This is a genomic window from Herminiimonas arsenitoxidans (genome assembly GCF_900130075.1).
Lineage (GTDB): Bacteria > Pseudomonadota > Gammaproteobacteria > Burkholderiales > Burkholderiaceae_D > Oxalicibacterium > Oxalicibacterium arsenitoxidans.
Map to the genome: position 1 here is coordinate 942564 of NZ_LT671418.1, position 12234 is coordinate 954797.

Genomic DNA, 12234 nt, shown 5'->3' on the forward strand with positions numbered 1-12234 from the left:
CTGCATTAATTCCAGATATTCCACGGGGTTTTCATCCAGATCGCGACGATCAACAGATAAACCAAAGTCAGTGGGATAAACACTTTCCAGCCCAAACGCATGATTTGATCGTAGCGATAGCGTGGGAACGATGCGCGGAACCAGATAAACAGAGTCACAACGAACAATGTCTTCGCACCGAGCCAGATCCAGCCTGGCACCCATGTGAATGGAGCCATATCGATCGGTGACGACCAGCCGCCCAGGAACATCAGCGTTGCCATGATCGAGATCAACCACATGTTGGCGTACTCGGCCAGGAAGAACATCGCGAACGACATACCCGAGTATTCAACCATGTGACCGGCAACGATTTCCGATTCGCCCTCAACCACGTCAAACGGATGGCGATTCAATTCAGCCGTACCCGAGATGATGTAGATGAAGAACATAGGCAACAGTGGCAACCAGTTCCATGAGAGGAAGGTCAAGCCCATCTCTGCAAAGCGACCGGTGGTTTGTGTCATCACGATTTCGGTCAGGTTCAAGCTACCGGAAACCATCAACACCACAACCAATACGAAGCCCATCGCGATTTCATACGAAATCATTTGTGCCGATGCACGCATCGCACCGAGGAACGCATACTTCGAGTTCGATGCCCAACCAGCGATGATCACGCCGTAGACTTCGAGCGAAGTAATCGCCATCACGAACAGCAAACCTGCATTGACGTTAGCCAATACTGTTTCTGGTCCAAATGGAATCACAGCCCATGCAGCCAATGCCGGCATGATGGTCATGATCGGAGCGATCACAAACAATGCCTTGTTGGATTTCGATGGAACAACGATTTCCTTGAGCAAAAGCTTGAGGCCGTCAGCGATAGGCTGCAACAAACCTGCAGGACCAACACGGTTAGGTCCAAGGCGGATATGCATCCAGCCGATAACCTTACGTTCCCACAAAGTCAGATAAGCAACTGCACCCATCAGCGGTGCAACAACCACAACGATTTTTACTAAAGTCCAAACCAGCGGCCAATAATATCCAAGCAATGATTGACCCATCGCGTGGATGGATGCAAACAATTGATCCATTACGCTTTCTCCACGCTGATAGAACCGAACATTGCGCCCAAGCCAGCTGTGGACTGATGTCCTGCCGCTACGCGCACCACATTAACTGGCAACTTGGCATCAACCGCAGCAACCAATACTGCACTGCCCTCACCTTGCGTTACCTTGACTTGATCACCGGCAGCGACACCCAACTTGCTGGCCAGATCTGACGACAACCATGCTTTCGGTGCTGCGCCATCATTGGTTTGTTGCAGCGGCAAGGAACGACGAACGATTGCATCAGTTGCATAAATCGATACATCAGCAACACGCTCCAGTTGCAAACCAGCTGCGGCAACTTCTGCCTGTGGAGCTGCCTTGCCCAGATTGTTCAAACGCGGTTGCAGATTTGCATCAGCAGGTGCGTTGGCACCGAGGATTTCGTTGCGAATTGCTTCTGAAGTGTCGTAGTCGAAACCGCTGAGTTCCAGCAGATTACCCAGAACGCGCAATACCTTCCATGCCGGACGTGTATCGCCCAAAGGCTTGACGGTACCGTTGAAACTTTGTGCACGGCCTTCAGCATTGACGAAAGTACCGGAAGTTTCGGAAAACGGCGCGATAGGCAACAAGACATCGGCAAAATCATTACCGTGCTTGTAAGGCGACATCACGACAACCATCTCAGCTTTGTTCAATGCATTACGTGCAGCTTGTGGATTGAAGCTGTCGAGCTCTGGCTCTGCATTCAACAATACATACGCTTTACGTGGCTGCGCAAATGCTTGCGCTGCATTGGCACCGTTAGCACCAGGAACTGCATTGACCAGATAGCCGCCAACGCTGTTGGCTGCTTCAGTCAGGAAACCAAACTTGGCCTCTGTGTTTTGTGCAATCCATTGTGCGGCAGCGTGCAATTTCGCTGCTTGTGGGTGTTGCAATACTGCATTACCCAACAACACAGCTTTAGGCTCGCCAGACAACAGGCTCGCAGCAATTTGTTTTGCTTCGGCAGATGCCTGGATCGCTTCGAAACCGGCTGGTGCTGCAATACCTTTAGCTTGCGCTACGGCGGCAACAACTTCGCTCAAAGCAGCCAACCAATCCGAAGGAGCCTTGATCATCTTGTTAGCAATCGGCATCAACAGATCGTCGTCGCTTGCGTGCAAGATGCTGACGCTTGCGCCCTGCTTCACTGCCTGACGCAGACGTGCTGCCAGCAATGGGTGATCTTTACGCAGGAAAGAACCGATAACGAATGCACGTTTCAATGCGCCGAATTCTGCGATCGACATACCGAGCCATGGCGTAACGGAAGCATCCAGCGAGAAGTCCGATTGACGCAGACGGAAATCGATGTTTTCGGAACCAATGCCACGCACCAGCTTCTGCAACAGCGACAGTTCTTCCAGTGTCGAATACGGAGTTGCCAAAGCAGCGATGGAATCAGCACCATGTTCGTGCTTGATGTTACGCAGGCCGTGAGCCACGTATTCCAAGGCAGTCTGCCAATCTGTTTCTTGCCATTTACCGTCTTGCTTGATCATTGGGCTGGTCAGACGGTCTTCGCTATTCAAGCCTTCATAGGCGAAGCGATCTTTGTCTGAAATCCAGCACTCATTGACGTCGTCGTTTTCCATCGGCAGCACGCGCATGACTTTACCTGCCTTGACCTGAACAACCAGGTTTGCACCCAAGCTATCGTGCGGGCTAACCGATTTGCGGCGTGACAATTCCCAGGTACGGGCGCTGTAGCGGAATGGCTTCGATGTCAGTGCGCCAACCGGGCACAGATCGATCATGTTGCCGGACAACTCGGAGTCAACTGTCTTGCCAACGAAGGAAGTGATTTCTGCATGCTCACCACGACCCAGCATACCGAATTCCATCACGCCGGCGACTTCTTGACCAAAGCGAACACAGCGCGTGCAGTGGATGCAACGGCTCATCTCTTTCATCGAGATCAGCGGGCCGACATCTTTCGGTGCAACGACACGTTTTTCTTCTTCGTAACGCGATGTGGACTCACCGTAACCGACTGCCAGATCTTGCAATTGGCATTCGCCACCTTGATCACAGATTGGGCAATCAAGTGGGTGGTTAATCAGCAGGAATTCCATCACACCTTTTTGCGCTTTGACGGCCTTCTCACTGTTGGAGCGGACGATCATGCCTTGCGCAACTGGCGTCGCACAGGCTGGCAATGGCTTAGGTGCTTTTTCAACCTCTACCAGGCACATACGGCAGTTCGCCGCGATGGACAATTTTTTGTGGTAACAAAAGTGTGGGATGTAAGTGCCAAGCTTATTGGCAGCGTCCATCACCATGCTACCTGCTTCCACTTCGACTTTTTTACCGTCTATTTCGATTTCAACCATGGCTTTGCTTTTGTTGACTTCAGTGTTCTCACTAGGTTTATAAAACTAAACGAAGTGATCGGCTAAATGTAAGCGGGCACCAAGCAATGTTTATGCTCAATGTGATATTCAAACTCTTCACGGAACTGCTGAATCATTGCACGTACAGGCATCGCAGCTGCATCGCCGAGTGCGCAAATCGTACGGCCCTGAATGTTGTCAGCGACCGAGTTCAGCATGTCCAGATCTTCCGGACGACCTTGACCGTTCTCGATACGATGCACCATGCGATACAACCAGCCTGTGCCCTCACGGCACGGCGTACACTGACCGCAAGATTCTTCAAAATAGAAATAAGACAGTCGTAACAGTGCTTTCACCATGCAACGTGTTTCATCCATCACGATGACAGCGCCTGAGCCCAGCATCGAGCCTGCCTTGGCGACCGAATCGTAATCCATATCCGTCGCCATCATCAGATCGCCCTTGACGACCGGAACGGACGAACCACCAGGAATAACTGCTTTGAGTTTTTTGCCACCGCGTACGCCACCGGCGAGTTTCAACAACTCGGCAAATGGGGTACCCAGAGGGATTTCGTAATTGCCTGGACGTTCCACGTCACCAGACACCGAAAAAATCTTGGTGCCACCGTTATTCGGTTTACCAAGTGCGGCATACGCTTCAGCGCCCACCTGGAAGATGAACGGTACTGCAGCAAATGTTTCAGTGTTGTTGATCGTGGTTGGCTTGCCGTACAGACCATAGCTGGCTGGGAACGGCGGCTTGAAGCGCGGCTGGCCTTTTTTGCCTTCCAGCGACTCCAGCAACGCGGTTTCTTCGCCGCAGATATACGCACCAAAACCATGGAATGCATGCAACTGGAAGCTGTACTCAGTACCCAGGATGCGATCACCAAGGAAACCTGCTGCACGAGCTTGTTCCAGTGCTTCTTCGAAACGATCGTATTCGGCAAAAATCTCGCCGTGAATATAGTTATAACCAACGCTGACACCCATTGCATAGGCAGCAATGGTCATACCCTCAATGACAGCGTGCGGGTTGTAACGCAGAATGTCGCGATCCTTGAATGTGCCTGGTTCGCCCTCATCCGAATTACAAACCAGATACTTTTGGCCTGCGTAATTCTTGGGCATGAAGCTCCACTTCAAGCCGCTAGGGAAACCTGCACCACCGCGACCGCGCAATGTCGATGCTTTGACTTCAGCAATGACTTGCTCAGGCGTCATGCCTTCGCTCAGGATGCGCTTCAGCGACGCGTAACCACCACGTTTAACGTATTCTTCCAGACCCCAGTTATCACCGGTGAGGCCGGCGAAAATCAATGGCTTGATATGACGATTATGCAGACTGGTCATTTCTTCAATTCCTCTACCAGAGCGTCGATTTTTTCATCCGACATAAAGCTGCACATACGTTTGTTATTGACCAGCATGACAGGCGCATCACCGCAAGCGCCCATGCATTCGCCTTCTACCAGCGTGAACAGGTCATCGTCCGTGGTTTCACGATAATCGATACCGAGCTTTTGTTTCAGATAATGCGCAGCCTTCTCGCCGCCAGACAATTGGCATGGCAAGTTAGTACACACCGAGATCTTGAACTTGCCGACCGGCTTGGTGTTGTACATGTTGTAGAAGGTCGCAACCTCTTGCACCGCGATCGCAGGCATACCCAGATAGTCAGCAACATCTTGCATGACTTCAGGTGGCAGCCACCGTGTTTCATCCTGAGCAATCTGCAGTGCGGCCATAACCGCAGACTGCTTTTGATCTGAAGGAAACTTGGCAACCTCGCGGTCGATTCTTTTATACGTTTGCTCTGATAACAGCATGTCTATGCCTCAATTATTGATCCGCGATTAGCGGTCAATTTCACCAAACACAATATCTTGCGTGCCGATGATGGTTACTGCATCGGCAATCATGTGGCCCTTGGCCATTTCATCCAAACCTTGCAGATGCGGGAAGCCTGGTGCGCGAATCTTCATACGATATGGCTTGTTCGCGCCATCAGAAATCAGATAAACGCCGAACTCGCCTTTCGGATGTTCCACTGCTGCATACGCTTCACTTGCTGGCACGTGGAAGCCTTCAGTGAACAATTTGAAATGATGAATCAAATCTTCCATGTTCGACTTCATACCTACCCGTGATGGCGGTGCAACCTTGTGGTTGTTCGTCATGACAGGACCGGCATTATTACGCAGCCACTCAACGCATTGCTTGATGATGCGATTCGATTGACGCATTTCTTCAACGCGCACCAAATAACGATCGTAGCAATCGCCATTAGTACCAACCGGAATATCGAAGTCCATCAAGTCATACACTTCGTATGGCTGTTTCTTACGCAAATCCCACTCAATACCAGAGCCGCGCAGCATCGCACCAGTAAAGCCCATAGCCATCGCACGTTCAGGCGACACTACACCGATACCAACCAGACGTTGCTTCCAAATACGGTTATCGGTCAGCAGAGTCTCGTATTCATCGACATAAGTCGGGAAACGATTGGTGAAGTCTTCGATGAAATCAAGCAAGGAACCTTGACGATTTTCGTTCAGTTGACTGATCGCTTTTGCATTGCGGATGATCGATGCCTTGTGTTGCGGCATTGCATCCGGCAGATCGCGATAAACGCCACCTGGACGATAGTAAGCAGCATGCATACGTGCGCCTGACACTGCTTCGTAGCAGTCCATCAAGTCTTCACGTTCACGGAATGCGTACAAGAACACGCCCATTGCACCAACGTCCAACGCATGTGCGCCGAGCCACATCAGGTGATTCAGGATACGGGTAATCTCATCGAACATCACGCGGATGTACTGTGCACGCAAAGGCACTTCGATGTTTAGCATCTTTTCGATAGCCATCACATACGCGTGCTCGTTACACATCATCGAGACGTAATCGAGGCGATCCATGTAAGGCACGGATTGCAGATAGGTTTTTTGTTCAGCCAGCTTTTCTGTCGCGCGATGCAACAGACCGATATGCGGATCAGCACGCTGAATAACTTCGCCGTCGAGCTCCAGAACCAGGCGCAACACACCATGCGCCGCAGGATGCTGAGGACCAAAGTTGAGGGTGTAATTCTTAATCTCAGCCATTATTTCGCCCCGTATTGTTCTTCACGAATCACGCGCGGCACATTCTCGCGCGGCTCTATCGTTACGGGTTGATAAATCACGCGTTTTTGTTCCGGATCGTAGCGCATTTCAACATAGCCAGAGACAGGGAAATCCTTGCGGAATGGATGACCGATAAAACCATAGTCAGTCAGGATGCGGCGCAAATCGTTATGACCTTCGAACAAGATGCCAAAGAAGTCGAACGCTTCACGCTCGTACCAGTTGGCAGCAGGCCAGATATCAGTCATCGATGCAACCACTGGCATTTCGTCGTCTGCTGCGAACACACGCACACGCACACGCCAGTTATGTTTAATCGACAGCAAGTGTGAAACCACTGCGAAGCGCAGACCTTCCCACGCATCATCACCGTACGTTGAGTAATCAACGCCACACAAGTCAATCATTTCTTCAAAGCGCAGATCAGCATGATCACGCAATACACGCATTGCCGACGCATAATCATGCGACTTCACAACAATGGTAATTTCGCCCAATGCCAACGTCAGGCTTTGAAGTTGCTCACCCAGCGCGTTGCGCAGAGCGGCTTCAAGAAGTTCGAGTTTGATCGTCATTTAAAAACCAGCCTTAGCGAGCAATCGTATTGGTACGACGGATCTTGTTTTGCAACTGCATGATCCCGTACAACAGCGCTTCGGCAGTTGGAGGACAACCAGGAACATATACATCGACTGGAACGATACGATCACAGCCGCGCACAACAGAATACGAATAATGGTAATAACCGCCACCGTTGGCACAAGAACCCATCGAGATAACCCAACGTGGCTCAGCCATCTGGTCATACACCTTGCGTAACGCAGGTGCCATCTTGTTGCACAAGGTACCTGCCACGATCATCACGTCGGATTGACGTGGGGATGGGCGGAACACAACACCAAAACGATCCAGATCGTAACGCGATGCGCCAGCGTGCATCATTTCAACTGCGCAGCATGCCAAACCAAACGTCATTGGCCACATAGAGCCTGTGCGCGTCCAGTTGATCAGCTTGTCAGCTGTAGTAGTAACGAAACCTTCGTTCAATACGCCTTCAATTGCCATGACTTACTCCCAATCCAGCGCGCCTTTTTTCCATTCGAACACCAGACCGACAGTCAGCACTCCAAGGAAAATCATCATTGACCAAAATCCCAGCATCCCGACTTCGCGCATCGCCACGGCCCAAGGCACAAGGAACGCAACTTCAAGATCGAACAGGATGAACAGAATCGCGACGAGATAGTAACGCACGTCAAACTTCATGCGCGCATCTTCAAACGCCTCGAAACCACATTCATACGGGGAAAGTTTTTGTGCATCTGGCTTGTGCGGCCCTAACACACGACCCAACACCTGTGGCACAACACCAACACCGATGCCGACCAGAATAAAAAGCAAAACGGGGAAATAGTTTTCGAGGTTCACGATTAGCGCAGTATGTTGAACGATTAATTGACTTGCAAAATAATCCGTTAAATCAAACGACAGTTTTGTCGATAAAAAGCCAGCTTAGGAATCCCCCTTGCTGGCTTAGAATTTCGTTGGTGCCGACGGCGAGACTCGAACTCGCACAGCTTTCGCCACTACCCCCTCAAGATAGCGTGTCTACCAATTTCACCACGTCGGCCAAGACTCATATTCTAACCTGCTTTGACACATTTATTCAATGAGCAATTGCAATAGAACAAGAACAAAAAGCGAATAAAACGCTCTTATTTTGGAATCTGATTTGATTGCTCAGATCCGGATGGCACAACAGGTGTTACTGGAGCCGCAGTTGGTGCAACTGGAGCTGTCGCTTCTGCGCCTGGAACAGCAGAAACCGGCAGATTTTCCATCACACCAGCACTTGGAGTTGCCGGTTTATTTCCAATGAACGCCAGACCCAATGTTGCAGCAAAAAAGATGACTGCAGCAACACCAGTAAATTTAGACAAGAAGTTGGACGAACCAGTCGCACCAAACAAACTACCGGACGCGCCAGAACCGAAGGACGCACCCATATCAGCACCTTTACCGTGCTGCAATAATACGAGGCCAATAATCGTCAACGCCGACAACACTTGAACAACGACGATGATGGTATGCAAACTATTCATTTAAATTCCAGTTTTAGTAATTCGTAATAAAGCTGATTGCGACTTACGCCGCACGGATGATCGCGAGAAAATCCACTGCCTTCAATGCTGCTCCGCCAATCAAGCCGCCGTCGATATCTGACATGGCAAGCAATTCCTTGGCATTTTCCGGCTTCATACTGCCGCCGTATAAAATTCTGACTTCCTCTGCTGCAACTGCATTTTTCGCACGCAGTTGCTTGCGTAGCATCGCATGTACTTCTTGCGCCATTTCCGGCGTTGCGGTCTTGCCTGTACCAATCGCCCAAACCGGCTCGTATGCTACAACAATCTTTGCCAGATCGCTTGCAGCGATTGACGATAACACCGCATTCAGTTGCGCGCCGACGACAGCATCGGTCTGCCCTGCTTCGCGCTGCGCCAATGTTTCGCCAACGCAAACAATAGGAGTCAAACCTGCGATCAAAGCGCGCGCCGTTTTTTGCGCGACCAATTCATCCGACTCAGCAAAATATGCACGGCGCTCAGAATGACCAACAATCACATAGCGGCAAGCAAATTCCGACAACATGCCGGTTGAAACTTCCCCGGTGTACGCGCCTGCTTCATGCGTAGACACGTCCTGCGCGCCAAGCGCAACAGGCGTATTGAACAACAATGATTGGCACTGAGCGAGATACGGAGCCGGAACGCACACTGCAACATCGCATGATGCACCAGCACGACCCAGTTCGCTCTTGATCTCGGTCAGTAATTGAGTATTGGCAGCTAAGCTGCCATTCATTTTCCAATTACCTGCGACGAGTTTGCGGCGCATATAAAACCTATGATTTTAATAACCCGCTATTCTAGCTCTTTGCAGTCAACACGGTCAAACTAAGACCCCATTTCCCCAATGAAAAACCGCCCACGGCTTACGCAGTGGGCGGTTTTTATACATCCAACAAAACGGGCAGTTGATTACTCTTGCGCTGCCGGCTCTGGATTTTCTTCTGCAACAGCTGCCTTCATCGACAATTTCAAGCGGCCACGGTCGTCTGTTTCCAGAACTTTAACGCGTACTTGCTGACCTTCTGACAAGTAATCAGCAACTGCATTGACGCGCTCATTAGCGATTTGACTAATGTGCAACAAACCGTCTTTACCTGGCATCACTTGAACGATTGCACCGAAATCCAACAGTTTCAATACGGTACCTTCGTAGATCTTGCCAACTTCAACCGAAGCGGTCAGTTCTTCGATACGACGCTTAGCTTCTTGACCAGCAGCTGCATCAACGGATGCAATTGTGACCACGCCTTCGTCACTGATATCGATTTGCGTACCGGTTTCTTCGGTCAATGCACGAATAACTGCGCCGCCCTTACCGATCACGTCACGGATTTTTTCCGGATTGATCTTGATGGTGATCAAACGTGGTGCGAAGTCAGACAATTCGCCAGTCGTGCCACTTGGCACTGCTTTTTCCATTTCACCGAGGATATGGATACGGCCTTCTTTAGCTTGCGCCAAAGCGACTTGCATAATTTCCTTGGTGATACCTTGGATTTTGATGTCCATTTGCAACGCGGTAATACCGTTTGCTGTACCAGCCACTTTGAAATCCATATCGCCGAGGTGATCTTCGTCGCCGAGGATGTCGCTCAAGACTGCAAACTTGCCGCCGTCCTTGATCAAGCCCATTGCGATACCAGCCACGTGTGCTTGCATAGGAACGCCAGCATCGATCAATGCCAGGCAGCCACCGCAGACCGAAGCCATCGACGACGAACCATTGGATTCGGTGATTTCCGAAACCAGACGAACCGAGTAGCTGAAATCTTCTGGTGCTGGCAAAGCAGCAACCAATGCGCGCTTAGCCAAACGGCCGTGACCGATTTCGCGACGCTTAGGTGTACCGACACGACCGGTTTCACCAGTTGCGAACGGAGGCATGTTGTAGTGCAACATGAAGCGATCCGAGTACTCACCCATCAATGCGTCGATCTTTTGTTCGTCGCGTGCAGTACCCAGGGTTGCGATAACCAGTGCTTGCGTTTCGCCACGTGTGAACAATGCAGAACCGTGAGTGCGCGGCAATACGCCAGTACGGATTGTGATTGGACGAACGGTACGTGTATCGCGACCATCGATACGTGGCTCACCATCAAGGATTTGCGAACGAACGATTTTTGCTTCCAAATCAAACAGGATGTTGCCAACTTCGGATGAATCCGGAGCAACGCCGCCGACCGAGATAGCTTCTGCAGCGACTTCAGCATTCACTTCTGCAAACGCATCTTTCAACTTGGCAGTACGTGCCTGCTTGTCTTTGGTTTGGTAAGCAGCGCGCAATTTCGCTTCTGCAAAGTGCGCTACGCGTGCGATCAAGGCTTCGTTCTTTGCTGGAGGCGCCCATTGCACTTCTGGCTTGCCACCATCACGCACCAAGTCGTGAATCGCATCGATAACTGCTTTCATTTGATCGTGGCCGAACACAACCGCGCCCAACATCACTTCTTCGGACAATTGTTGCGCTTCCGACTCAACCATCAACACTGCAGTTTCGGTACCGGCAACAACCAGATCCATTTGCGATGTTTTCAGTTGCGATGATGTCGGATTCAATACGTATTGACCATCGATGTAACCAACGCGAGCTGCACCCAATGGGCCTGCGAATGGAATACCGGAAACCGACAATGCCGCCGATGCGCCGATCATTGCAGCGATGTCTGGATCAATCTCAGGATTAACCGACATCACGTGAATGATGATCTGCACTTCGTTCAAATAACCTTCTGGGAACAACGGACGGATCGGACGATCGATCAGACGCGATGTCAGTGTTTCTTTTTCGGAAGGACGGCCTTCACGTTTGAAAAAGCCACCTGGAATACGACCGGCAGCGTAGGTTTTTTCTACATAATCAACAGTCAATGGGAAGAAGTCTTGACCTGGCTTGGCATCTTTTTTTGCCACAACAGTAGCCAGCACAACAGTGTCTTCAATCGAGACAAGTACAGCACCGGAAGCTTGACGGGCGATTTCGCCGGTTTCAAGCGTGACCGTATGTTGGCCATACTGGAAGGTTTTAGTGACTTTATTAAACACGGTGTTCCTTTCTAATTTTACCGACAGATTTTCAGGCGCTGTCGTTCACCTCACCACAAACGATGGTTCAAAATGAACGATCGTTTTTATTGCTGACTTCTTTACAAACAAGTACAAACCACCAAAAGACAAAATGCCCGCATCAGAGAACTGACGCAGGCATTTTTATCTATGAAAGCCGGATAAAATAGCGCAACGAATTACTTGCGCAGACCGAGCTTTACAATCAGATCGCGGTAACGAGTAGCGTCTTTACCTTTGAGGTACGACAACAGGCTCTTACGACGATTAACCATCATGATCAAACCACGACGGGAATGATGATCTTTGGAGTGTGCTTTGAAATGGCCGTTGAGTTCGTTGATACGAGCTGTCAGCAATGCAACTTGCACTTCTGGGGAGCCGGTATCGTTTTGACCGCGGGCGTTATCAGCAACAATAGCTGCTTTGCTTGCTTTTTCGAGAGACATGAGACTTACCTTTCACATGCGATGCATAGAGTCTTG

Annotated in this window: 12 protein-coding genes and 1 tRNA gene; all 13 read right to left on the reverse strand. The window is 50.4% G+C overall.

Annotation, left to right across the window (positions count from 1 at the left end; genetic code table 11):
• Nucleotides 1-5: 5 nt before the first annotated feature.
• Entirely contained in the window at nucleotides 6-1079 is a 1074-nt protein-coding gene (gene nuoH / locus BQ6873_RS04385; protein WP_076591561.1) for an NADH-quinone oxidoreductase subunit NuoH, read from the reverse strand.
• Nucleotides 1079-3418 carry an NADH-quinone oxidoreductase subunit NuoG gene (nuoG, locus tag BQ6873_RS04390; protein WP_076591562.1) on the reverse strand — a complete coding sequence of 780 codons (2340 nt, stop codon included), beginning with the start codon at nucleotides 3416-3418 and terminating at the stop codon, nucleotides 1079-1081. Before nuoG ends, nuoH begins: the two co-directional genes overlap by 1 nt.
• Before the next feature lie 62 nt (nucleotides 3419-3480).
• The gene (gene nuoF, locus BQ6873_RS04395) at nucleotides 3481-4776 is read right to left on the reverse strand and encodes an NADH-quinone oxidoreductase subunit NuoF (protein WP_076591563.1); all 1296 of its coding nucleotides are present in this window, start codon (nucleotides 4774-4776) and stop codon (nucleotides 3481-3483) included.
• Nucleotides 4773-5252 carry an NADH-quinone oxidoreductase subunit NuoE gene (nuoE, locus tag BQ6873_RS04400; protein WP_076591564.1) on the reverse strand — a complete coding sequence of 160 codons (480 nt, stop codon included), beginning with the start codon at nucleotides 5250-5252 and terminating at the stop codon, nucleotides 4773-4775. The genes nuoF and nuoE overlap by 4 nt, the downstream gene beginning before the upstream one ends.
• 27 nt (nucleotides 5253-5279) lie before the next feature.
• A complete protein-coding gene (locus BQ6873_RS04405) occupies nucleotides 5280-6533 on the reverse strand; it encodes an NADH-quinone oxidoreductase subunit D (protein WP_076591565.1) in 1254 nt (417 codons plus the stop codon).
• Nucleotides 6533-7129: an NADH-quinone oxidoreductase subunit C gene (locus tag BQ6873_RS04410; protein WP_076591566.1), complete on the reverse strand. Its 597-nt coding sequence runs from the start codon at nucleotides 7127-7129 to the stop codon at nucleotides 6533-6535. Before BQ6873_RS04410 ends, BQ6873_RS04405 begins: the two co-directional genes overlap by 1 nt.
• 13 nt (nucleotides 7130-7142) lie before the next feature.
• The gene (locus tag BQ6873_RS04415) at nucleotides 7143-7619 is read right to left on the reverse strand and encodes a NuoB/complex I 20 kDa subunit family protein (RefSeq protein ID WP_012079319.1); all 477 of its coding nucleotides are present in this window, start codon (nucleotides 7617-7619) and stop codon (nucleotides 7143-7145) included.
• Between the two features lie 3 nt (nucleotides 7620-7622).
• Complete coding sequence (locus BQ6873_RS04420) at nucleotides 7623-7982, reverse strand: NADH-quinone oxidoreductase subunit A (RefSeq protein WP_076591567.1); 360 nt, start codon at nucleotides 7980-7982, stop codon at nucleotides 7623-7625.
• A 117-nt stretch (nucleotides 7983-8099) separates the two neighbouring features.
• Nucleotides 8100-8184 (reverse strand) — tRNA-Leu (locus BQ6873_RS04425).
• A gap of 85 nt (nucleotides 8185-8269) precedes the next feature.
• Nucleotides 8270-8656 (reverse strand): preprotein translocase subunit SecG, encoded by a 387-nt coding sequence (gene secG, locus BQ6873_RS04430; RefSeq protein WP_076591568.1) that lies wholly within the window; start codon nucleotides 8654-8656, stop codon nucleotides 8270-8272.
• A gap of 43 nt (nucleotides 8657-8699) precedes the next feature.
• Entirely contained in the window at nucleotides 8700-9452 is a 753-nt protein-coding gene (tpiA, locus tag BQ6873_RS04435) for a triose-phosphate isomerase (RefSeq protein WP_076591569.1), read from the reverse strand.
• 143 nt (nucleotides 9453-9595) lie between these two features.
• On the reverse strand, nucleotides 9596-11728 hold the full coding sequence (pnp, locus tag BQ6873_RS04440) for a polyribonucleotide nucleotidyltransferase (RefSeq protein WP_076591570.1): 2133 nt from the start codon (nucleotides 11726-11728) through the stop codon (nucleotides 9596-9598).
• A gap of 200 nt (nucleotides 11729-11928) precedes the next feature.
• Entirely contained in the window at nucleotides 11929-12198 is a 270-nt protein-coding gene (gene rpsO / locus BQ6873_RS04445) for a 30S ribosomal protein S15 (protein ID WP_076591571.1), read from the reverse strand.
• Nucleotides 12199-12234: the final 36 nt, after the last annotated feature.

Coding starts and splice junctions, on each gene's coding strand:
- nuoH (WP_076591561.1), bottom strand. CDS start 1,079: ATGGATCAATTGTTTGCATCCATCCACGCGATGGGTCAATCATTGCTT.
- nuoG (WP_076591562.1), bottom strand. CDS start 3,418: ATGGTTGAAATCGAAATAGACGGTAAAAAAGTCGAAGTGGAAGCAGGT.
- nuoF (WP_076591563.1), bottom strand. CDS start 4,776: ATGACCAGTCTGCATAATCGTCATATCAAGCCATTGATTTTCGCCGGC.
- nuoE (WP_076591564.1), bottom strand. CDS start 5,252: ATGCTGTTATCAGAGCAAACGTATAAAAGAATCGACCGCGAGGTTGCC.
- BQ6873_RS04405 (WP_076591565.1), bottom strand. CDS start 6,533: ATGGCTGAGATTAAGAATTACACCCTCAACTTTGGTCCTCAGCATCCT.
- BQ6873_RS04410 (WP_076591566.1), bottom strand. CDS start 7,129: ATGACGATCAAACTCGAACTTCTTGAAGCCGCTCTGCGCAACGCGCTG.
- BQ6873_RS04415 (WP_012079319.1), bottom strand. CDS start 7,619: ATGGCAATTGAAGGCGTATTGAACGAAGGTTTCGTTACTACTACAGCT.
- secG (WP_076591568.1), bottom strand. CDS start 8,656: ATGAATAGTTTGCATACCATCATCGTCGTTGTTCAAGTGTTGTCGGCG.
- tpiA (WP_076591569.1), bottom strand. CDS start 9,452: ATGCGCCGCAAACTCGTCGCAGGTAATTGGAAAATGAATGGCAGCTTA.
- rpsO (WP_076591571.1), bottom strand. CDS start 12,198: ATGTCTCTCGAAAAAGCAAGCAAAGCAGCTATTGTTGCTGATAACGCC.